This is a genomic window from Erwinia sp. S43 (assembly GCF_016624745.1).
Lineage (GTDB): Bacteria > Pseudomonadota > Gammaproteobacteria > Enterobacterales > Enterobacteriaceae > Erwinia > Erwinia coffeiphila.
Genome location: NZ_JACVTX010000012.1, coordinates 83,757 through 106,264 on the forward strand (window position 1 = coordinate 83,757; position 22,508 = coordinate 106,264).

At 53.9% G+C, this 22,508-nt stretch carries 21 protein-coding genes; 10 read left to right on the plus strand and 11 right to left on the minus strand.

Annotated elements, in window-relative coordinates:
• Positions 1-100: 100 nt before the first annotated feature.
• Positions 101-448 (plus strand): YejG family protein, encoded by a 348-nt coding sequence (locus tag IBT47_RS15535; RefSeq protein ID WP_105591324.1) that lies wholly within the window; start codon positions 101-103, stop codon positions 446-448.
• Between the two features lie 119 nt (positions 449-567).
• On the opposite strand, the gene yejF is transcribed toward IBT47_RS15535, so the two are convergent.
• The 9 genes from yejF to yeiP all read right to left on the minus strand — a co-directional run bounded on the left by yejF (position 568) and on the right by yeiP (position 11,486).
• Positions 568-2,151 carry a microcin C ABC transporter ATP-binding protein YejF gene (gene yejF, locus IBT47_RS15540; protein WP_200561281.1) on the minus strand — a complete coding sequence of 528 codons (1,584 nt, stop codon included), beginning with the start codon at positions 2,149-2,151 and terminating at the stop codon, positions 568-570.
• A gap of 1 nt (position 2,152) precedes the next feature.
• Positions 2,153-3,178, minus strand: coding sequence for a microcin C ABC transporter permease (locus IBT47_RS15545; RefSeq protein WP_200561283.1), 1,026 nt, complete (start codon positions 3,176-3,178; stop codon positions 2,153-2,155).
• Positions 3,178-4,269 (minus strand): microcin C ABC transporter permease YejB, encoded by a 1,092-nt coding sequence (locus tag IBT47_RS15550; RefSeq protein ID WP_105591327.1) that lies wholly within the window; start codon positions 4,267-4,269, stop codon positions 3,178-3,180. Before IBT47_RS15550 ends, IBT47_RS15545 begins: the two co-directional genes overlap by 1 nt.
• A gap of 11 nt (positions 4,270-4,280) precedes the next feature.
• A complete protein-coding gene (locus IBT47_RS15555; RefSeq protein ID WP_200561285.1) occupies positions 4,281-6,089 on the minus strand; it encodes an extracellular solute-binding protein in 1,809 nt (602 codons plus the stop codon).
• 111 nt (positions 6,090-6,200) lie between these two features.
• The gene (locus IBT47_RS15560; protein WP_200561287.1) at positions 6,201-7,793 is read right to left on the minus strand and encodes a cyclic di-GMP phosphodiesterase; all 1,593 of its coding nucleotides are present in this window, start codon (positions 7,791-7,793) and stop codon (positions 6,201-6,203) included.
• 212 nt (positions 7,794-8,005) lie between these two features.
• Positions 8,006-8,578: a bifunctional murein DD-endopeptidase/murein LD-carboxypeptidase gene (gene mepS / locus IBT47_RS15565; protein WP_105591330.1), complete on the minus strand. Its 573-nt coding sequence runs from the start codon at positions 8,576-8,578 to the stop codon at positions 8,006-8,008.
• Between the two features lie 522 nt (positions 8,579-9,100).
• Positions 9,101-9,808 carry a phosphatase PAP2 family protein gene (locus IBT47_RS15570; RefSeq protein WP_200561289.1) on the minus strand — a complete coding sequence of 236 codons (708 nt, stop codon included), beginning with the start codon at positions 9,806-9,808 and terminating at the stop codon, positions 9,101-9,103.
• A gap of 37 nt (positions 9,809-9,845) precedes the next feature.
• Positions 9,846-10,829 (minus strand): GTP-binding protein, encoded by a 984-nt coding sequence (locus IBT47_RS15575; protein ID WP_200561353.1) that lies wholly within the window; start codon positions 10,827-10,829, stop codon positions 9,846-9,848.
• An 84-nt stretch (positions 10,830-10,913) separates the two neighbouring features.
• Entirely contained in the window at positions 10,914-11,486 is a 573-nt protein-coding gene (yeiP, locus tag IBT47_RS15580) for an elongation factor P-like protein YeiP (protein ID WP_105591333.1), read from the minus strand.
• 255 nt (positions 11,487-11,741) lie between these two features.
• Here yeiP and IBT47_RS15585 point away from each other — a divergent pair, with 255 nt between their 5' ends.
• From IBT47_RS15585 to fruA, 7 genes are all read left to right on the plus strand, one after another.
• Positions 11,742-11,996: a YkgJ family cysteine cluster protein gene (locus tag IBT47_RS15585; RefSeq protein WP_105591334.1), complete on the plus strand. Its 255-nt coding sequence runs from the start codon at positions 11,742-11,744 to the stop codon at positions 11,994-11,996.
• Positions 11,997-12,270: 274 nt separating this feature from the next.
• A complete protein-coding gene (locus IBT47_RS15590; protein ID WP_200561291.1) occupies positions 12,271-12,762 on the plus strand; it encodes an Hcp family type VI secretion system effector in 492 nt (163 codons plus the stop codon).
• On the plus strand, positions 12,759-13,175 hold the full coding sequence (locus tag IBT47_RS15595; protein ID WP_200561293.1) for a polymorphic toxin type 44 domain-containing protein: 417 nt from the start codon (positions 12,759-12,761) through the stop codon (positions 13,173-13,175). Before IBT47_RS15590 ends, IBT47_RS15595 begins: the two co-directional genes overlap by 4 nt.
• The gene (locus tag IBT47_RS15600) at positions 13,153-13,578 is read left to right on the plus strand and encodes a hypothetical protein (RefSeq protein WP_200561295.1); all 426 of its coding nucleotides are present in this window, start codon (positions 13,153-13,155) and stop codon (positions 13,576-13,578) included. The genes IBT47_RS15595 and IBT47_RS15600 overlap by 23 nt, the downstream gene beginning before the upstream one ends.
• 373 nt (positions 13,579-13,951) lie before the next feature.
• The gene (fruB, locus tag IBT47_RS15605; RefSeq protein WP_200561297.1) at positions 13,952-15,085 is read left to right on the plus strand and encodes a fused PTS fructose transporter subunit IIA/HPr protein; all 1,134 of its coding nucleotides are present in this window, start codon (positions 13,952-13,954) and stop codon (positions 15,083-15,085) included.
• Positions 15,082-16,023 (plus strand): 1-phosphofructokinase, encoded by a 942-nt coding sequence (gene fruK, locus IBT47_RS15610; RefSeq protein ID WP_105591336.1) that lies wholly within the window; start codon positions 15,082-15,084, stop codon positions 16,021-16,023. The genes fruB and fruK overlap by 4 nt, the downstream gene beginning before the upstream one ends.
• A gap of 16 nt (positions 16,024-16,039) precedes the next feature.
• Positions 16,040-17,728, plus strand: coding sequence for a PTS fructose transporter subunit IIBC (gene fruA / locus IBT47_RS15615; RefSeq protein ID WP_200561300.1), 1,689 nt, complete (start codon positions 16,040-16,042; stop codon positions 17,726-17,728).
• 97 nt (positions 17,729-17,825) lie between these two features.
• Here the strand turns inward: fruA and nfo are convergent, their stop codons facing one another.
• Both nfo and IBT47_RS15625 read right to left on the minus strand, forming a co-directional pair.
• Complete coding sequence (nfo, locus tag IBT47_RS15620; RefSeq protein WP_200561302.1) at positions 17,826-18,668, minus strand: deoxyribonuclease IV; 843 nt, start codon at positions 18,666-18,668, stop codon at positions 17,826-17,828.
• 61 nt (positions 18,669-18,729) lie between these two features.
• Entirely contained in the window at positions 18,730-19,794 is a 1,065-nt protein-coding gene (locus IBT47_RS15625) for a YeiH family putative sulfate export transporter (RefSeq protein WP_200561304.1), read from the minus strand.
• A gap of 164 nt (positions 19,795-19,958) precedes the next feature.
• Here IBT47_RS15625 and yieE point away from each other — a divergent pair, with 164 nt between their 5' ends.
• Both yieE and IBT47_RS15635 read left to right on the plus strand, forming a co-directional pair.
• Entirely contained in the window at positions 19,959-20,825 is an 867-nt protein-coding gene (gene yieE, locus IBT47_RS15630) for a DNA-binding transcriptional regulator YeiE (RefSeq protein ID WP_200546211.1), read from the plus strand.
• 181 nt (positions 20,826-21,006) lie between these two features.
• A complete protein-coding gene (locus IBT47_RS15635) occupies positions 21,007-22,473 on the plus strand; it encodes an amino acid permease (protein ID WP_200561306.1) in 1,467 nt (488 codons plus the stop codon).
• Positions 22,474-22,508: the final 35 nt, after the last annotated feature.

A 22,508-nucleotide genomic window follows, 5' to 3' on the forward strand; every position in this document is an offset into this window, starting at 1 on the left:
AATGCTGTTTATCAGCACGTTAAAGTTATTTCCACAATTGATGATTTACCTTGTAAAATAATTGTGAAAAAATTGTTTAAAAGTCACTCTGGGGGGGACTATGTTGAATACATTACAACATTCAGTGGTACATCGTTTGCCAGCCAGTTATCGACGCTGCGGTGGGCCTGTCGGCTTCACCGTAGAACCGCAAGCTGCCAATGTGTTAAACAGCGATGACGACTTGATCGGGCTGCGCCTGCTGAGCCACAACGGTGATTCTGCATGGGAAATTATGCAGAATATCAAACTGGCACTGGCTGATATGCAGCTGGAGTGTTCCGTGCTGGAGCTGGAAGGCGAGCCCTGCCTGTTTGTTCATCGGCAGGATGAATGCACCACCACCTGCCGCCTGAAGAATTTCGGCGTCGGTATTGCTGAAACCTTTGCCGGTGAACGCCGCGATTAGGTCAGGCTGAGTCTCACCACATTTGAACAAGCTTGTCCCCACCGCCAGACGTTTTGATTAAGCCTGACCCGGCCGCAGAACGTCATAACTAAACCCGTAGCAGCACGTCGATCTCGCGATCAGGCCAGCATCAGCAGCTGGCGAGTGTATTCCTGCTGTGGCGTATTAAAAATCTTCTCACATTCTCCCTGTTCGACTACTTCTCCCTGCTGTAGCACCACGACCTGATGACAAAGCGAACGCACCACCTGCAAATCGTGGCTGATAAAGATGTAGGCCAGCCGGTGCTGTTGCTGAAGCTGTTTCAGCAGGGCGAGGATCTGTTTCTGCACCGAACGGTCCAGTGACGAGGTTGGTTCATCCAGAATGATCAGCTGCGGTTGCAGGATTAGCGCGCGGGCGATGGCGATACGCTGGCGCTGACCGCCGGAAAACTCTGCCGGATAGCGCTGGCGCGTTTCGGGGTCCAGGCCGACCTCTTCCATTGCGGTAATCACCTTTGCTTCCCGCTGCCCGGCATCCAGCTCGGGGTGGTGAACCTGTAGCCCTTCTGCAATGATTTGCAGCACGTTAAGCCGCGGATTCAGCGCCGAGTTAGGGTCCTGAAACACCACCTGGATCTGACGGCGCACTGGCAGCATCTGCTTGCGGTTCCACTGGTGCAGCGGCTGGTTGTTAAACCAGATATCGCCACCGGAAGCAATCAGCCGCAGCAGCGCCAGTCCGGTGGTGCTTTTACCGGAGCCGGATTCCCCAACCAGACCGAGCGTTTCACCCGGATGCAGGCTAAAACTCAGCGATTTTAATGCATGATGATAGCCCACCGTGCGGCGCATCAGCCCCTTTTTAATCGGGAACGCTACCTGTAAGTTATCCACTTTCAGCAACGGTGCCTGTTGAGTATCCGCGGGTTCCGGCCGGCCTTCTGGCTCAGCATCCAGCAGCTGGCGAGTATAAGGATGCTGCGGTGCGGCAAAGAGCTGCTGTGTGCTGTTATGTTCCACAGCCTGGCCGTTGCGCATCACGGTTACGCTATCCGCAAGCTGGCGCACAATATTCAGGTTATGGGTGATAAACAGCAGGCCCATATTCAGCTCCTGCTTCAGCTCCTTCAGCAGGGTGAGGATCTGCGCCTGTACCGTCACATCCAGTGCGGTCGTGGGTTCGTCGGCAATTAACAGTTCGGGCTGAGTCAGCAGCGCCATAGCAATCATTACGCGCTGGCGCTCGCCGCCGGAAAGCTGGTGGGGAAAATCATTTAATCGCCTGGTTGCATTGCGGATGCCCACACGTTCCAGGCAGCTGAGCATTTCGGCCCGTGCGGCTTCCCGGCGCATCCCGCGATGCAGTGACAGCACTTCATAAAGCTGCTTTTCTATGTTGTGCAGTGGGTTTAGCGAAACCATCGGTTCCTGAAAAATCATCGCTATACGGTTACCGCGCAGGCCGCGCAGCGTGCGTTCATCGGCATGCAGCACGCTCTGACCGGCAAACTGGATATCACCCTGCGGGTAAACCACCGGCGGTGAAGGCAGTAGCCGCATCACCGACAGCGCCGTCACGCTTTTACCTGAGCCTGACTCGCCGACCAGCGCCACGGTTTCACCGGCATCCACCGAAAGCGAAAGCCCGTCCACCACGCGCCGTTCAACGCCGCCCTGGCGAAAAGCAATGCTCAGATCCTGAATCGAAAGTAGCGCCATATCAGTGTACCTTGCTCGGGTCAAAGGCGTCGCGCACGGCTTCACCAATAAAAATTAACAGTGACAGCAGGATCGCGAGCGAGAAGAAGGCGGTCAGCCCCAGCCACGGAGCCTGTAGATTATTTTTACCCTGTAGCAGGAGCTCCCCCAGCGACGGCGAACCCATTGGCAGCCCGAAGCCAAGAAAATCCAGCGAGGTCAGCGTGGTGATCGATCCGCAAAGAATAAACGGCAGGAAGGTCAGCGTGGCGACCATCGCATTCGGCAACATATGCCGCGACATAATGCGCCAGTCGCTGACCCCCATCGCCTGTGCGGCGCGGATGTAGTCGAAGTTACGCGTGCGGAGAAATTCCGCGCGAACCACGCCGACCAGGCTCATCCAGCCGAAAATCACGGTAATCGCCAGCAGCCACCAGAAGCCGGGCTGCACCACGCTGGAGAGCAGGATAATCAGGAATAACGTCGGCATGCCCGACCAGACCTCAATAATACGCTGTCCCCACAGATCGACTTTACCGCCAAAATAGCCCTGGGTTGCGCCGACGATAATGCCAATCACGCTGGAAAACAGCGTCAGCATCAGGCCAAACATCAGGGAAATCCGCGTGCCGTAGAGAATGCGTGCCAGCACGTCTCCACCGTTAGCATCGGTGCCCAGCCAGTTTTCCAGCGAGGGCGGGGAAGGGAAGGGGCGGGTGCTGGCAAAGTTAATTGTATTATCGCCGAAGCGGATTGGAGCCCAGATAGCCCAACCCGCGCTGTCCAGCCGCTGCTTCAGCCATGGGTCCTGATAATCTGCCGGGGTGTCCAGCGGCCCGCCAAAATCACTTTCGGTATAGTTCACCACCAGCGGGAAATAGGTCCGATCTTGATAGTGCACCACCAGCGGCTTATCGTTCGCCAGCAGTTCGGAGCCGAGGCAAAGCACGAAAAACACCAGGAAGATCCACAGCGACCAGTATCCGCGGCGGTTATGCTTAAACCGCGCCCAGCGGGCCTGATTAATCGGATTTAAATGGCTCATCAGCGCCCCTCGAAATCAATACGCGGATCGACCAGCGTGTAGGTGATATCGCTGATAATGTTCAGCAGTAACCCGATCAGCGTGAAAATGTACAGCGTGCCAAACATCACCGGATAATCGCGTTGAATGGTCGCGTCGTAGCCCAGCAGACCCAGGCCGTTAAGCGAGAACATCACCTCAATCAGCAGCGAGCCGGTAAAGAACATGCTGATAAAGGTGGCGGGGAAACCGGCGATCACTAACAGCATGGCGTTTCGGAACACGTGGCGGTAAAGAATTTTCTCCTCATCCAGCCCTTTGGCCCGGGCGGTAACGACGTACTGTTTGCGGATTTCATCAAGAAACGAGTTTTTAGTCAGCATGGTCAGCGTCGCAAAGCCACCGATTACCGTCGCCAGCACCGGCAGGGTGATATGCCAGAGATAGTCGGTGATTTTGCCATACCACGGCAGGCTGTCGAACTGCGGTGAGACCAGTCCGCGCAGTGGGAACCAGTCGAGGTAGCTGCCTCCGGCAAACAGCACAATCAGCATGATACCGAACAGGAAAGAGGGAATGGCGTAGCCGATGATTATCGCCGTGCTGCTCCAGATATCAAACGCGCTGCCGTTGCGTACCGCCTTCTTGATGCCCAGCGGAATCGAAACCAGATAAATAATCAGCGTGCTCCATAGCCCCAGCGTTACCGACACCGGCAGGCTTTCTTTGATCAACTGGATAACAGAGCTGCTGCGGAACAGGCTGTCGCCGAAATCAAAGCGGATATAGTTCCACAGCATGGTGAAGTAACGCTCGTGCAGCGGTTTATCAAAGCCGTAGCGCTTGGTGATCTCGGCAATCACCTCAGGATCCAGACCGCGGGAACCGCGATACTGACCGTCAGCGGGGGAGGCATTCAGCGAACTTCGCGAGTGGGCCGCGTTTTCGCCGGCAGCACCCGGCAGGCCGGTGGTCTGTCCAAACTCAATATTGGCAATGGCCTGATCGACCGGGCCACCTGGTGCAATCTGCACGATAAAAAAGTTAATGGTGATAATCGCCCACAGGGTGGGAATAATCAGCAGTAAGCGACGAAGAATATACGCACCCACAGTCAGGCTCCTTAACGACGCTGCGCCGGCAGCTGTGCGGCTTTGTTGACATCGTACCACCAGCTGTCAAAGCCCAGCGAATAGGTTGGGCGAGTGGTCGGCATCGAGAATTTATTCCAGTAAGCATAACGATCGCTGGCGCTGTACCACATGGGGATCATGTAGTAGTTCCACAGCAGCACCCGGTCCAGCACTCGTCCCAGAGCGATCAGCGCCGGTTTATCGCCCTGATGCTGGTTAATCTGTTCAATCAGATTATCGACCAGCGGACTATTGACGCCCGGCCTGTTGTAGCTGGAATTGATATAGCTGCTGGCCCAGTAAAACTGCAGGCCGGTATCGGGGGTGGCAAAAGCGGCATAGGGCGAGGGCAGCATATCGAAATCACGGCTGCGCAGGCGGGAAAGATACTGCGAGCTGTCCACCTGGCGTACATCCATGGTAATACCGATACGCGACAGATTATGTTGAAACGGTAGCACCCACTGGTCGCTGCCGCCGCTACGCAGCAGCAGTTCGAAGCGCATTGCTTTGCCGGTTTTAACGTTGACCAGCTGTCTGTTCTTTAATTCCCAACCGGCCTGTTTTAACAGATCGAGCGCCTGCAGCAGTTTGCTCCGGTCGTATCCACTGCCGTCAGTTGTCGGCGGTTGATAAATTTTATCAATGACTTCAGGTGGATACTGCCCCTTTAGCGGGGCAAGTATTTCCAGTTCGCTGGCGTCAGGGTAGTTGCGTGCAGCGTACTCTGTATTCTGGAAATAGCTGTCGACTCGCTTATAGGCATTATAAAACAGCGCCTTGTTCATCCAGTCGAAATCAAACACCAGCGACAGCGCTTCACGCACTTTCGGATCGCTAAACTGCGGACGCTGAATATTAAAGGCCAGCCAGTTGGTGTCGGTAGCGACGGTATTCGGCACCGGATCTTTGATGATATAGCCGCGTTCAAAGTTATTGCCGTTGTACTGCGTGGCCCATTTTTTTGCCGAACCTTCCGCCCGGAAATCAAACGCGCCAGCCTTAAATGCCTCGAATGCCACGTTATCATCGAGATAATAGTCGTAGCGGATTTTGTCGAAGTTAAAACGACCCTTATTCACCGGCAGGTTTGCTGCCCAGTAATCTTTTACCCGCGAGTAGGTGATTGACTGGCCGACTTTATAGGCAGTAATGCGATAGGGTCCGCTCGATGGCGGTGGGTAGGGGAGTGGCTCACCCAGATTACGATTTTTCCAGAATTTCTCCGGGAATACCGGTGATGACAACAGCGACAGCATTTTGTCGCGGTCGGACTGAGGCAGTTCAAAGCGCACCGTCAGTCGGGAAATCGCTTTAGCCGTCACCCCTTTGTAGAACACCCGATACTGCGGCACGCCCTGAGTCATAAACATATTAAAGCTAAAGGCGACATCGGCGGCGGTAATGGCGGAGCCGTCCTGGAAGCGCGCCAGCGGGTTAATGTTCACTTCCACCCAGCGATAATTGTCGGGATAGCGTGCGTATTCGGCAATCAGCGGATAGAGACTGCCCACTTCATCATCGGAAGAGGTGAACAGGCTGTCATACAGTGCTTCTGTACGCGCGCCGGGACTGCCGCGCATGGCATAGCGGTTAAAGTTATCGTAGGTGCCAATTGCCGAGAGGGTAATACTGCCGCCTTTTGGCGCAGCGGGATTGGTGTAATCAAAATGCGTGAAGCCTGTGGCGTATTTTGCAGTACCAAGCTGGGCAAAACTGTAGCTCTCATTAATCTTTTCAGCCTGCGCGCAGGCTGCGGTCAGGCTGAATAAAGCAAGGGCAACAACGCGCACAATCATGGTTTAACAGGCTCCCGAAGGTTATTGAAAAAGACAGGCAAGTCAGACTGACAGTAAAGCTAACCGGGCGCAATGATAGTTAAGCCTTTTTACCCGTTTTGACAGTTGATGCTAACCAACCAGTACCGTGCGATCGTTTGACACGGACTGGTCGATAAAATAATCCACCAGCTGGGGTACTGTTCGCGGCCGACTGAATAAATAACCCTGCATATGGGTAATACCGCCATTGATCAGCCACAGCGCCTGCTCGGCGGTTTCCACGCCTTCGGCTACCGTATTCAGATTCAGTTTCTGCGCCAGATTCAGCACGGCGTCCAGTACCGGAGAGTTAACGGTTTCAGTGCCAATGCTGAGAACAAAACCCCGATCGATCTTCAGGTAATCAAATTTAAACTTTTCCAGATAGATTAACGCACTGTGGCCGGTGCCAAAATCATCAATCGCAATTTTAATATTTTGCTGGCGGATCCAATGGAAGATTTCATCCGCGCTGTTGTCATCCACCATAGCGCGTTCGGTAATTTCGAAAATATATTCGAAATGATTTTGCGGCATGGCTTCCAGCCAATCGAGCACGTCCTGACGAAAAGTCGGGTAACTTAAATGCAGTGGGGAAAGATTAATACCCAGACGCGTTCCGGCAGGGATAATCTGGCACAGCTGATGCGCATCGCGTGCCACAAGCTGGAATAAATGCCGGGTAAGCGGAACGATCAGATTTTGGCCTTCGGCATAGCTGATAAACGAGTCGGGCGGTATTCGGCCTTCGGTCGGATGTGTCCAGCGCAACAGGGCTTCAAGCCCGTAAGTTCGCCCGGTGCTGGCTTCTATTACCGGCTGGTACTCGACGTGAAATTCGCCACGCTTCATACCCAGCTGGATCTCCTTTCCCTGGCGCTGACGCAGCAAAAGCGCAAGGAAACAGGCAAAGGCGGCGATGATGCTGAGTAACAGTCCGGCGAGAAGGATGACATGAACATCGCGCGCAGGAAGCGTCTCCCCATAGAAATAGAGCGTCATGGGGTAACCGGGAATGGAAATCGTGCGCAGCGGATGCTGCGGCAAATCTGCAAGCTTAACCACTCCGTCATTCCAGGTGGTTAACGCGTTATCTTTTGTGGCTATCGCCATTCCGGCGATCTCCAGATGACGGGAGGTCAGCAGCAGGTAAGGGGTCAGGTTAACGTTCAAAGTGACAAACACGCCGTAGGACGGGTGATTGGCATCGGACAGCCAAATGGCGATTGCGGGTTTGCCCGGAACCATTGGCGTGTCGGGGATCAGGCGAACATCCAGTGGTTTAGCTATGTCGGTTAAGGGAGAAATGCTTTTTACCGCCAGTGACATCGGTCCGGTGGCAGACGAGCAAAAGGCAACGCCGTTTTTGACCAGCAAAATGGCACGAATATTGGGTGCGAATGCGGCGCGCTGGATCAGGTCATTACGGATCTGGTCGCAGCTGGCAATACTGGCGGCGGCCTGTAAAGGCTGAAGCGTTTGCTGAAGTTCACCGAACAGATTAATGACGTAGCTTTGCGTGTAGCCAGCCAGCCGGCTGTGACTTTCGGAATGGCGGTTCCAGGTGATACTCAGGGTAATAACAATAAACAACAGAAAAAAAATAAAACCAATGGCGGCACTCAGACAGACTATCTTGCGCTGCTGGGGAACCAGTCGCGTGACGTTTGTTGGCAGTGGCATGGGGTGATATCTCCCGTTATAGCCGGTTTTTTATTATTTATTAGTAACAAACAGCTTCTCTGGTGTAAGCAATGCAGGATATAACGGCGGCGGGTTTCTGTCTTCATATTCTTTTGATTATCAATAGTTTTTTTGCTGGAAAACAGGCGAAAAAAAACGCTGCCGGGGCAGCGTCTTTTTCTCTCGTGTTTCGCAGACTTCAAACGATGAAATCAGCTTTGAGTTCGGCTCAGAACCCGTCGTGCATCGCGGTAGCGATTTTTCCAGTACGATTCGTTGAGATTAGAAATCATCACGCCGTTGCTGGTCGATGCATGTACGAAGTTGTCATTACCGATATAAATACCAACATGACGCCCCGTAGAGCCTGCGCGGAACAGAACTAAATCACCCGGGCGCAGTTTCGCGCGCTGGATACTCTTTCCGCTGTCTTCCTGTTCATAAGTGGAACGAGGAAGATCTAAACCAAACTGTTCACGAAACGTAGTCTGAACAAAGGCTGAGCAATCAATGCCACGTTTGCTGGTACCGCCTAAACGATAACGCACGCCTTTCCAGTCTGCGTATTGATCCATTAAACGGGATTTAATATCCACGTTCTGAACCATCTGTTCGAATTCATCCTGAGACGCTTGAAGTAAAAAACCATTCTGGTCTTTAACTGCATGAGTATCAGTTTGTACATTGTGCCCGCTGTTCGAACTACATGCTGACAAAAGTGCCGCAAATGCGACGGCGGGGATTGCCCGCAGGATATATCTCAGAATAGGTTGAGACTTGACCATTATGTTTGTAATCCCTTGAAGTCCTTAACGACAGAGTCGTTAGTTAAAATGCGAAACGAAACGAGATTAATTAGCGCATCACAAGATGACAATTTCGGAATCTTTAAAATGTGTTAGCGAGCACGTTTTAAAATGTAACAGACCGAAATATTTTACCCATTTTGCCTAACCGGAAACGAGGTTACCCCATTACAACGCCCATGGCGAGGGGTTTTAAGTACTTTTTTATAGGTTTTTTTGATGTGAAATAACCAGATACGCATTTGGTTAGAGAACGGACAATAATGGAGGTTTTAGCGTGCCAGACAGCACAGCTTTGTGACAGAAGGCATAGCGGCTGCGAGATTAGGAATAATCTCAAAGAATGACAGTTGGTTACCTTGTCGATCTCACCTGCCTGGACATAATGAAATGTTCTGAGTGATTTACTACGTTAGCGTGCTAATTGATTTCTAATCCGCATTAAAGATAAGAAAAATATTTATCCTTAATGCGGAATGTACTGCAGGTTTATAAGGGGAATTACCTGGCCGGTTTATATTTACCCGGTAAATGACGGTAGAGCCAGTTCACCAGATAGTCGCTGGCCGGCGTCATTAGCCACCAGCTTATTCCCACCAGCACCACGGAAAGGGAGCCGACGGCAATGTCGGTAAACCAGTGGGCGCCAATCATCACGCGCGGCATTGCAAACACCAGTACGATCAGCACCGCCACGGCAAACGCGCGGTGGCTGAAATAGCGCAGCATAAAGCAGGCGAAAATAATCAGCATCATGCCGTGGTCGCCGGGGAAACTGTCCGCTGACGAGTCTTTAGTCGGAATACCGGTCAGCTGCGAGACATGATGCACGTCCGGGAAGTATTTCGTCGGGCTGGCATGTGAAACCGGGATCAGATGGCCGAGCTGGTTCAGGCCCACGGCGGTAATCAGCATGGTGATGCCGATGGCCAGCATTCGGCGGCGGCCCTGCGGCGTTTCACGACGCCAGAAGTGCAGATACAGACCACCCATCGCCAACAGAGAGACACCGTCAAATGCGCGGAAGTTGGTGATGGCTACCAGCCACAGCAGGGGTTTACTGGTCACCATGCGGTCGTTGAACCAGTAGAAAATCCCTTTATCGATGGCAAACCACTGGCCGTGGCCTGCGGGAAGATACCAGGAGAAAAAGAGGATTAACCCCAGCGCATTGAGTAAAAGGATGGTCAGTAAGCGTTTAGTCGTCATAAATACCAGAGTGTCATTAGCTAAGTCGCGGCGTAGATTATCCCTGATAGTGTAAACGAAGTTTCAACAAAGAAGTTTGCAAACTGTTCCAATCCGCGCGCGCATCGTCGATAAGTTCGATGCGACTGTCCGGGGGCTCGGTGCTGCGGGTCTCAATATGGAAGTCTGCACCCTGACGATTAATGCTGACCATACCTTCCGCAATCCGCATGACGCCTTTCACCCGGGAAACCGGTGCCAGCCTTGCCCACTCCAGCAGGCCGATGGTATCAAACACCGTATCGCCGTTGAAAACCCAGCCGCAGGCATAGTATCCCTGGCCCTCATTCAGCGCTCGCCGCCACGGCATGTTGTCGTCAGGCTTGAGTGCCGACAGCCGCGATGGTGCGGTGCTGTGATGATGATGGGCGGGATGGGGTAATTCGCGCAGATTGCGGCGTGGGGTGTCCAGCAGCGCCGCATCAATCTCGCCGTGCTGGGTGGTAACCAGCGTGCGGCCGGAGGCTGACTGCTGCTGGAAGTTCAGCAGCGCCTGGCGGCTGGCGTCGTCCCAGCGATCCTGTTTATTAGCAATAATGATGTCGGCAGCGGCCAGCTGGTCACGGAAGTTTTCATTATCCACCACCCGTTCATCCAGCAGCTGGCGCGGATCGAGCAGGCAGAGCGTGGCGCGCAGATCGATCCAGGGTTCGTACACGCTGGCCGATAGCATATCGAGGATCTGTTTCGGATGACCCAGACCGGTAGGTTCAATCAGCAGCCGATCCGGTTTTGACTGCTTCAGCAGCATATTCAGTCCGACCTGCATGGGCAGCCCGTTTACACAGCACATACAGCCGCCGGGGATCTCTTTCAGCACGGCACCGGTTTCTGCCAGCAGCGCACCATCAATACCCACTTCGCCAAATTCGTTGACCAGTACCGCCCACTTTTCACCGTCGGGTTTATTCGCCAGTAAATGCCGCAGCGTGGTGGTTTTTCCGCTGCCAAGAAAGCCGGTGATCAAATTTACCCGGGTCATCATTGCTCCAGTTAATGCGTTTTCTTTTTGTTATAACATAACAAAAAGAGCGATGTCATTGCACATCGCCCTTGTCCGGCAGAACTAGTCTGCGCGGCTCATATAACGACGCTCGGGAATATGAATGCGGATCTTGTCACCGTTGCTGAGGTATTCCGGTACCTGGATAACCAGACCGGTGCTCATCGTTGCCGGCTTAGTACGGGCGCTGGCAGAGGCACCTTTAATACCCGGCGTGGTTTCAACAATTTCCATATCCACGGTCTGCGGCAGCTCAAGCGCCAGGATCTGGCCATCCATCGTCAGCACCTGGATGCCCGGAATGCCGCCTTCTGGCAGGAACAGCAGTTCGTCTTCGATCTGATCCTGCTTGAAGTTATACGGAGTGTAATCTTCGTCATCCATAAAGACGTATTCGTCACCGTCTATATAAGAGAAGGTGACCTGGCGGCGGCTGAGAGAAATCGTGTCGAGGATGTCATCGCCTTTGAAGCGCTCTTCAACCTTCAGTCCGGTGCGTACATCCGTGAAGCGCATTTTGTACAGCGTGGACGCACCGCGTGCGCTTGGGCTTTGCACATCAATGTCTTTTACCAACAGCAGTTTGCCGTTGTAGCTGATGGCCATACCTTTTTTGATTTCATTCGCTCTTGGCATAAAACGGATCTCACGTGGAAGAGAGGAAAATTTATCGCGACAAGGTACTCGCGCCCGGGCTTTCAGGCAAGATCTGCCTGCATGGCTAAGCGGAAAAAAGCGGGAATTGTAATCATGAGGATATCCCGAGCGTCGGTGGTTTACAGCGGATAAGGCCACACTTCACGATATAATCTGACATTCGCGACATTCTGTATCGTAACGAAAGGGCTTCTGCTAATGTGGCGCCCTGTAACTTAGCGTAGAGATTATCTGATGGAATGCCGTATTGATTGTGGAGCCTGCTGTATTGCGCCTTCCATCTCCAGTCCGATCCCGGGCATGCCCAACGGCAAGCCGGCCAACACCCGCTGTATTCAGCTTAACGATCGCAATTTGTGCAATATTTTTGGCTCCCCGCTACGACCGAAGGTGTGCGGTGGATTACAGCCTTCGCGGGATATGTGCGGCACCAGCAGCCTTGACGCGATGACCTATCTGGTGAATCTGGAAGCCGCAACGGCACCTTAGGTTCAACTTTGAGATTGGCAGAGCCACTTTGCTTAACAATAAATTGGAACTTAACACGTCCGCTCGTAAGGCGAATGTGTGATCGCACAATGCCAGATTTCAAACATTTTTTAGCATCTACATTCGATAAAATTGAGCCTTCCAATTTGAGTTGGAGCGTTAGCAATCTGATGTTTCAGTAACGCTAACTTTACTGATTTTGATAATTTACTCTGCAAAGTTCGACCAGGTACACTTTCCCTGTGGATATTTATAACAACATGAGGGAAAGAAAATGGCTATACCCGCTTATCTATGGCTTAAAGATGACGGTGGTGCAGCAATAAAAGGATCTGTTGACGTTCAAGGGCGTGAGGGAAGCATTGAAATCACAGGGTTTTCCCATAATCTCAGTATACCCACTGATGGAATGACAGGTAAGATCACTGGCACCCGAAGACATTCTGCTGTTCTCATCCAAAAGGAATTTGATTCCTCATCGCCTTACCTCTACAAAGCTGTCGCTACTGGCCAGACACTGAAATCAGCAGAGTCCAAATGGTATCGTATCGATTACTCTGGTCAGGAAGCAGAATATTTCAACATTTTACTTGAAGGAGTGAAGGTTGTTGGTGTTTCGCCGGTGATGCACGATACCAAAGACGCTGCTAAAGAGAAGCATAATCACCTTGAGTGCGTAGAGCTTCGTTATGAAAAAATTACCTGGAAACATTGTGACGGCAATATTATTTTTTCTGATGCCTGGAATGAGAGGGCTCAGGCATGAGATACCCAACATTAGCAGCCTCACCTCACCCGCCATTCGATGTGTCTTCGTTTTCTCCGCCCGGCGTCAGCATCATAAAAAACATGATGATGGCTCGATTCCATCGCGGTCCCTCAGCACTGACTTATGCCTGGTTCTACAAGCAGGTAAGAGGGCATGGCCCTTGGGATTACAAAAACCAGTGCGGCAGGCAGTATGCTAACTTTGGTAATTTCCACTATGGCGCAGTAGGTCAGGCAGCAGGAATTTCGGAAGAAGTGCTGCTAAGGGCGGCTGGATGGGCGCAAAGCCGCGCAGGAACGAGTAAACCCGCGTTTGGTGATTGGTATCTTACTTCACCGTATGGGGATGATCCAGACGATCAGGCGTGGATTAGAATGGGAATAGACTATGCAAAACGCTCGGGTTTTTAAGAAACCATATCTGCTATTTATTCTGATGATATTTGTCATCGTCGGGATTTACCAAACGCTGCACGTCTCACTGCTCGATCAGCGGGTTATCAACAAAGTACACGTTAATAGCCTGGCTAATTTATATATCACAGAGGCGAGTGCAGGTGCCACGACCGGCTTTTCATACCGTTTCTATCTCTATGATGCAGCGAAAAGTGATAAAGAGTTTGCAACAAGCCTGGAAGGCGATATTCAGCCTTTCATGATAACTACGGATAAAGACGCATTAAAGAAGGTTGAGAACGATGCGATCTATCTGTCGATAAAAGGCACCATTTATAATTTTCAGAGCCCAGCTTCTTATGTGGTGCGGGATTCGATCTTTTCGGTTCCTGTCTATCTCAACTCCGCACCGTTCTAAGATATTAGCCGGCTTTCTTACCGGCTCTTTTCGACAAAACTATGACGTTTACCCCGTGTTCTCTAATGGATTCTTCAGGCCATCAAACCTCTGCTTAACCTCTCTTCAGCACTTTTCCCGATAAATTCCCCTGCTTTCAGCACCCCTTCAGCTAAAGCCATAGCGCCGGGGGTTTTCTGCGACAAATCTCAACAAAATGTGCGGACCGTCAAAAATCTGCTATGCCGTTTGCAGTAAAACTTGCCACAACACATCAATAACGACCACAATCCTTGAAACGTTTCAGCGTTGTCTCCGCAGGTTTTTTGCTCAGGGATAGCGCTTTTTTTCTCAAATTAGCTGAAACGATTCAAATTCAGCAGCGAGGAGAACCATGTTCCAGTTAGAACTCAACGCCATTAAGCCCGGTGCGCAGGCGTCCGACAAACAAGATGCCATTCGTCAGGTTGCCGCAGCGCTGACCGCTGCCGGTAACGTGGGCGAAGGCTACGTTAACGGTATGCTGGCCCGTGAGCAGCAGACCTCTACTTACCTGGGTAACGGTATTGCCATCCCGCACGGCACCACCGATACACGCGATCTGGTCCTGAAAACCGGCGTGCAGGTGTTCCAGTTCCCGCAGGGCATTGCCTGGGGCGACGATCAGACTGCCTACGTGGTCATCGGTATCGCCGCCAAATCAGATGAGCACCTTGCGCTGCTGCGTCAGCTGACTCACGTCCTGAGTGATGACAGCGTGGCTGAACAGCTGAAAACCACCGATTCAGCGGAAACGCTGCGCAGCCTGCTGATGGGCGAAAAGCAGGGCGCTGAGTTCAAATTCGATACCTCGCTGATTGCCAGCGACGTGGCCGCCAGCGATCTGATGACGCTTCAGGCGCTGAACGCCGGTCGTCTGCAGCAGGCTGGCGCGGTTGATGCGTCCTTCGTGAGCAGCGTCATCGGCGCGAAGCCGCTGAATCTGGGGCAGGGCATCTGGCTCAGCGATAGCACCACCGGTAACCTGGGTAGCGGCGTGGCCGTCAGCCGTGCCGCTGCACCGATCGACGTCAATGGTGAAAGCGCTTCGTTGCTGATCACCGTGGCCGTCGCCGACGACCAGCCGCTGACCGTGCTGAACTACCTGAGCGATCTGCTGATTGCCCGGAAAGCTGAACGTCTGCTGAAGGCTGATGCGGCGGGTATCCTCGCGCTGCTGACCAGCGAAGTGTCCGAACAGGCTGACGTGCTGACCGAAGAGTTCACCATTCGTAACGAACATGGCCTGCATGCCCGCCCGGGCACCGCGCTGGTCAGCGTAATCAAGCAGTTCAACTGCGACGTAACCGTCACCAACCTCGACGGCAGCGGCAAACCGGCTAACGGCCGCAGCCTGATGAAGGTTGTGGCGCTGGGCGTGAAAAAAGGCCATCGCCTGCGCTTTACCGCCAGCGGTGAAGATGCGCGCGCCGCGCTGGACGCGATTGGTGAAGCCATCGCCGCCGGTCTGGGCGAGGGGGCAGCATGAGCAGACGCGTTGCCACTATTACCCTGAACCCGGCTTACGATCTGGTGGGTTACACCCCAGAAATCGAACGCGGTGAAGTAAACCTGGTGAAAACCACCGGGCTGCACGCGGCCGGTAAAGGGATTAACGTTGCTAAGGTGCTGAAAGATCTGGGCATCGACGTGACCGTCGGCGGCTTCCTCGGCAAAGAAAACCAGGACGGCTTCCAGCATCTGTTCAGCGACCTCGGCATAGCCAACCGCTTCCAGGTGGTTGAAGGCCGCACCCGTATTAACGTCAAGCTGACCGAGAAGGGCGGCGATGTTACCGACCTGAACTTCTCCGGTTTTGAAGTCACCGGACAGGACTGGGATCGCTTCACCGCGGATTCTCTGACCTGGCTGGGCCAGTTCGACATGGTCTGCGTCAGCGGCAGCCTGCCTGCGGGCGTCGATCCTGAAGCCTTCACCGAGTGGATGACCACGTTACGCACTCACTGCCCGTGCATCATCTTCGATAGCAGCCGCGAGGCGCTGGTTGCCGGTCTGAAAGCCGCGCCGTGGCTGGTTAAACCTAACCGCCGCGAGCTGGAAATCTGGGCTGGCCGCAAGTTACCGACATTACAAGATGTGATTGAAGCAGCACATTTGCTGCGCGAGCAGGGTATTGCTCACGTGGTGATCTCACTCGGTGCCGAAGGGGCGCTGTGGGTGAATGCTTCAGGCGAATGGATTGCAAAACCACCTGCCTGTGAAGTTGTCAGCACCGTGGGTGCCGGTGATTCAATGGTTGGCGGGCTGATCTACGGCCTGCTGATGCGCGAATCCAGCGAGCACACTCTGCGTCTTGCAACCGCCGTGGCGGCAATGGCCGTCAGCCAGAGCAATGTGGGCGTTACCGATCGTACCCAGTTGGCCGCAATGATGGCGCGTGTCGACCTACAACCTTTCCATAATTAACAGCAGGAGACGCATAATGAAAACGCTGCTGATCATAGATTCTTCGCTGGGGCTGGCAACGGGCTATCTGGCAAAAAACATCACTACCGCCGCTGCGGCAAGTGCCGGACTGACGCTGACCGATAACCCGGCAGAAGCAGACCAGGTCATTGTTGCCGGTAAAAATATTCCGGCCGACAGCACGCTGAACGGTAAAGCTATTTATCTGGCGGATATCGAACAGCTGCTGCGCCAGCCTGCCGACGTGCTGGCGAAAGCGCAGACCGATGCCCAGCTATACCAGGCACCGGTTTCCGTAGCGAAAGCGGCTGCGCCTGCCGCTGGCCCGAAACGTATTGTAGCGGTGACCGCCTGCCCGACCGGCGTAGCACACACCTTTATGGCGGCGGAAGCCATCGACACCGAAGCGAAAAAACGCGGCTGGTGGGTGAAGGTTGAAACCCGTGGTTCCGTTGGTGCAGGCAATGCCATCACTCCGGAAGAGGTCGCGGCGGCCGATCTGGTTATCGTTGCGGCGGACATCGAAGTGGACCTGGCCAAGTTTGCCGGCAAGCCAATGTATCGTACCTCTACTGGTCTGGCGCTGAAGAAAACCGCGCAGGAGCTGGATAAAGCCGTGGCGGAAGCCAAGCCTTATCAGCCGCAGGGCGGTCAGGCTTCATCCCAGAGTGAAGACAAGAAAGAGAAAACCGGGGCTTACCGTCACCTGCTGACCGGCGTGTCTTACATGCTGCCGATGGTGGTTGCCGGTGGTCTGAGCATCGCGCTGTCGTTCGCGTTCGGTATCACCGCGTTTAAAGAGCAGGGCACGCTGGCTGCGGCACTGATGCAGATTGGTGGCGGCAGCGCATTTGCGCTGATGGTGCCGGTACTGGCAGGCTTTATCGCCTTCTCCATTGCTGACCGTCCGGGTCTGACTCCGGGTCTGATTGGCGGTATGATCGCCACCAGCATCAACGCAGGCTTCCTCGGCGGTATTATTGCTGGTTTCATTGCCGGTTATGCGGCGAAGTTCCTCAGTCAGAAGGTGAAGCTGCCAACCAGTATGGAAGCACTGAAGCCGATTCTGATTATTCCGCTGGTCGCCAGTCTGATCACCGGTCTGCTGATGATCTACGTGGTGGGCAAACCGGTTGCCGGTATCATGTCTGGCCTGACTACCTGGCTGGCTAACATGGGTACGGCGAACGCTGTACTGCTGGGTGCGGTTCTGGGCGGCATGATGTGTACTGATATGGGTGGCCCGGTGAACAAAGTGGCTTACGCATTCGGTGTGGGTCTGCTCAGTTCTTCAACCTACGGACCGATGGCGGCGATTATGGCTGCCGGTATGGTGCCACCGCTGGCGATGGGTCTGGCGACGATTGTTGCACGTAAAAAGTTCAACAAAGGTCAGCAGGAAGGCGGCAAAGCTGCGCTGGTTCTGGGTCTGTGCTTTATCTCTGAAGGTGCGATTCCGTTTGCGGCCCGCGATCCGATGCGCGTACTGCCATGCTGTATCGTGGGTGGCGCGGTAACCGGCGCTATCTCCATGGCGATTGGTGCCAAACTGATGGCACCGCACGGCGGTCTGTTTGTTCTGCTGATCCCGGGTGCAATCACTCCGGTACTGGGTTACCTGATGGCGATTATCGTCGGTACGCTGGTGGCAGGTCTGGCTTACGCGGTGCTGAAGCGCCCGGAAGTGGAAACGGCGAAAGCGTAATTTCCAGTCGGGCCGGGTAATACGCCTCGCCTCGATAGCAAAACGGCCTCGCTACTGCGGGGCCGTTTTTTTACGTCTGACTTCTACGTCTGCGTTTTTACTTCTGCTCTGACTTCAGCCAGGCAATTTCATCCTTCCAGATTTCCGGATCGATGGTTTCCAGAATCATTGGAATACCGTCAAATCGCGCATCTTTCATCAGCCAGCTAAATACCGTCTTACCGATATTACCCTCGCCGAGGCTGTGATGGCGGTCAACGCGGCTGTTAAACTCGCTCTTCGCATCGTTCAGGTGCATCCCTCGCAGGTAGCGGAAGCCGACAATCCGCTCAAACTCCTCGAAGGTTTTCACGCACTCTTCTTCGGTACGCAGATCGTAACCACCGGCAAAAGCGTGGCAGGTATCGATGCAGACGCCAACGCGGGACTTATCCTCCACGCCATCGATAATCGCCGCCAGGTGCTCAAAGCGGAAGCCAAGATTACTGCCCTGGCCAGCGGTGTTTTCGATCACCGCCGTAACACCCTCGGTCTGGTCGAGTACGATATTGATCGACTCTGCGATACGCTTCAGACACTCGTCTTCACTAATCTGTTGAAGATGGCTGCCGGGATGGAAATTCAGCAGCGTCAGACCCAGCTGCTGGCAGCGGGTGACTTCATCAAGGAAGGCGGCGCGTGATTTTTCAAGGGCTTCCTCAACCGGATGCCCAAGGTTAATCAGATAGCTGTCGTGTGGCAGGATCTGGCCGGGGCCGTAATTGTATTGCTCACAGGCGCTGCGAAAGGCGGCAATCCCCTCGTCCGTCAGCGGTGCCGCGCGCCACTGGCGCTGATTTTTGGTGAACAGCGCAAAGGCAGTTGCTTCCAGTTCAAAGGCGCGTTTAACTGCCTGATCCACGCCGCCCGCTGCGCTGACGTGAGCACCGATAAATTTCATGCCGTTCTCCTGTTAATGGCCTGGGTCATTCCCGGCTATGATAACCGGAAACGCGGCCAGATTATGCCATCAAATGGTCGGCCAGCAGGTTAATCGCACCGCCGCCCACAATCAGCCAGATAAACAGCAGCAGGCCCAGCAGCAGCGGCCGCAGCCCGGCACGTTTCAAATGGTCAAAGCGGGTGGTGACGCCCAGTGCAGCCATTGCCATAGCCAGCATCACGTTATCCAGCTGATTAATGGTGCCGATCATCTCTTGCGGTAGCAGATGCAAAGAATTGAACAGGGCAACAGCGATAAACAACAGGGCAAACCACGGAAAGCTCACCTTTGGCTTCTGAATACCGTGGTCAGAGGCGGGACGCAGACGTCGGATCTGCCAGCTGAGGAGCACCAGGAAGGGAGCCAGCATCATCACCCGCAGCATTTTAGCAATCACAGCCGTATTTTCCGCCTGCGTACCGAGGGTATGCCCGGTGGCAACAACCTGTGCCACTTCATGCAGGGTGGAGCCGATAAAAATGCCGTAGCTTTCTGCGGTAACTGACGGGAACAGTGCTTCTGCCAGCGGATACAATAAAGGATAAAGAAAGATAGCCAGGGTGCCGAACAGGACCACGGTGGCAACGGCGACGGTGACTTTGGCCGGATCGGCTTTTACCACCGGCTCGGTTGCCAGAATCGCTGCCGCGCCGCAGATGCTGCTACCCGCACCGATAAGCCAGACGGTTTCGCGATCGAGATCAAAAACTTTGCGTCCCAGCCAGCAGGCAAGGAAAAACGTCGAGCTGAGAACCAGCATATCAATCACAATACCGCTGATGCCTACGTCGGCAATTTGCTGGAAGGTCAGACGAAAACCGTACAGAACGATCCCCACACGCAAAAGTTTTTGTTTGGCGAAAGCCACCCCATCGTTACAGGGCCGGGTAATATAGGGATAAACCGTATTGCCGATAAGGATACCGAAGACAATAGCCAGCGTCAGTGCGCCCAGCCCCAGTCCTGAAAGCTGCGGGTTGCTCCCGGCGGCGATCGCCAGGGTGGCAATCCCTGCCACCAGCGCCAGTCCGGGTATAAACTTAACGGGAGCAGGGAGCGGTTTGGTGTAAGTCATGTCGGTCATATCGGTTTCTCCTTAAAAGCCACGTCGATCATGTAAGAATTCGGCTTAAAAGAGAAATTGATAATATTTTTATTATAAACCACTATTAGTGTTAAGCGGCGTCGGCGGAGGGCTGGAATCGCGGCACGTTTTGCAAGGCTGTATCTTTATATTAAGGAAGCATTATGCACATCACTTTACGCCAGCTGGAAGTCTTTACCGAGGTACTCAAAAGCGGGTCAACAACCCAGGCCTCTCTGGTGTTGGCCTTGTCCCAGTCCGCGGTCAGTGCCGCGCTGGCCGATCTTGAAGGCCAGCTTGACGTTAAGCTTTTCGATCGCGTTGGCAAACGGCTGGTGATCAATGAGCACGGACGCCTGCTGTATCCGCGTGCGGTTGGCCTGCTGGAGCAGGCGCAGGAGATCGAACAGCTATTTCGTGAAGACAATGGCTCCCTGCGCATTGCCGCCAGCAGCACCATCGGCAACTACCTGCTGCCGGGGATGATCGCCCACTACCGTCGTGATTTTCCATTATTGCCGCTTGAACTTAGCGTGGGGAACAGCCAGGAGGTGATCAATGACGTCGCTGATTTCCGTGTTGATATCGGGCTGATTGAGGGGCCATGCCACATGCCCGAGTTGATTACCGAACCGTGGATGGAAGATGAGCTGGTGGTGTTTGCTGCGCCGGGTGCGGATATTCTGAGCCATCCGGTGACGCTGCAAAGCCTGGCGGCGGCACCGTGGATCTTACGCGAACAGGGCTCCGGGACCCGCGAAATCGTCGACTATCTGCTGCTTTCCCACCTGCCGCAGTTCGACCTGGCGCTAGAATTGGGTAATTCCGAAGCAATAAAAAACGCGGTGCGGCACGGAATGGGCATCAGCTGTCTGTCACGCCGGACCATTGCCGAACAGCTGGAGCTGGGAACGCTGGTGGAAGTCCCGCTGCCGCTGCCGAAGCTGAAACGCACCCTGTACCGGATCTGCCACCGGCAGAAGCATGTATCAAAAGCCCTGAGCCGTTTTCTCAGCTACTGCAAAGAGTAACAGGTAGTTGTCATTGCTGGTGCGGCGGGAAAACCGTCGCAGCGTTGCCGTTGTCATCACGTCTTATTCTAATGATCGCCGGACGATCATGAAGCTAACTTATAACGTCGCGTTATCGCTATACGCTCCCCGGTAGTTTGTTACAATCGCGCCTCATTTTAGAAAAGCACAGCGATTAAACATGGATCATGACATAAAAACAACACAACAGCCTGGGTTAAGGCGTGAACTCAAAGCTCGTCACTTAACGATGATCGCCATTGGCGGTTCAATTGGTACCGGTCTCTTCGTCGCTTCAGGTGCGACCATCTCTCAGGCGGGACCGGGCGGAGCGCTGCTTTCCTACGCGCTGATTGGCCTGATGGTCTACTTCCTGATGACCAGCCTTGGTGAGCTTGCCGCGTATATGCCGGTATCCGGCTCATTCTCCACCTACGGTGCAAAATACGTAGAAGAAGGCTTCGGATTCGCTCTTGGCTGGAACTACTGGTACAACTGGGCGGTGACTATCGCCGTTGACCTGGTGGCCTCGCAGCTGGTGATGAGCTGGTGGTTCCCGGACACCCCGGGTTGGATCTGGAGTGCCTTATTCCTCTGTGTGATCTTCCTGCTTAACTATATTTCGGTGAAAGGCTTCGGTGAGGCGGAATACTGGTTCTCGCTGATTAAAGTCGCGACCGTAATTATCTTTATTATTGTCGGCGTTGCGATGATCGTCGGCATTTTGCGCGGCGGCGAAAGCGCCGGCTGGCATAACTGGCAGATTGGCGATGCGCCGTTCGCCGGGGGCTTCGCGGCGATGATCGGCGTGGCGATGATTGTCGGTTTCTCCTTCCAGGGAACCGAACTTATCGGTATTGCTGCGGGTGAATCTGAAGATCCGGGTAAAAATATCCCGCGTGCGGTGCGTCAGGTGTTCTGGCGTATCCTGCTGTTCTACGTCTTTGCGATTCTGGTGATCAGCCTGATCATCCCGTACACCGATCCAAGCTTGCTGCGCAACGATGTTAAAGATATCAGCGTCAGCCCGTTCACTCTGGTGTTCCAGCATGCAGGCCTGCTGTCGGCGGCGGCGGTGATGAATGCGGTGATCCTGACGGCGGTGCTGTCGGCGGGTAACTCCGGCATGTACGCCTCCACGCGTATGCTCTACGCGCTGGCCTGTGAAGGCAAAGCGCCGCGCATTTTCAGCAAGCTGTCGAAGGGGGGGGTACCGCGTAACGCGCTGTACGCGACCACCGTGATTGCGGGTCTGTGCTTCCTGACCTCAATCTTTGGTAATCAGACCGTGTATCTGTGGCTGCTGAATACCTCCGGGATGACCGGGTTTATCGCCTGGCTGGGAATTGCCATCAGCCACTATCGCTTCCGTAAGGGCTACGTCGCCCAGGGCCGCGATGTGGCAGACTTGCCTTACCGTTCCGGTTTCTTCCCGCTGGGGCCGATTTTCGCCTTCGTGCTGTGCCTGATCATCACTCTGGGCCAGAACTATCAGGCGTTCCTGGCCGATAAGATTGACTGGTACGGTGCGGCAGCAACCTATATCGGGATTCCACTGTTCCTGATTATCTGGTTCGGCTATAAGCTGACGCGCAAGACGCGGTTTGTGAAATACAGCGAGATGGAATTTCCAAAATTAGATAAGTGATATTGCTGAATATCTTCAAAGGCGCGAATTTCGCG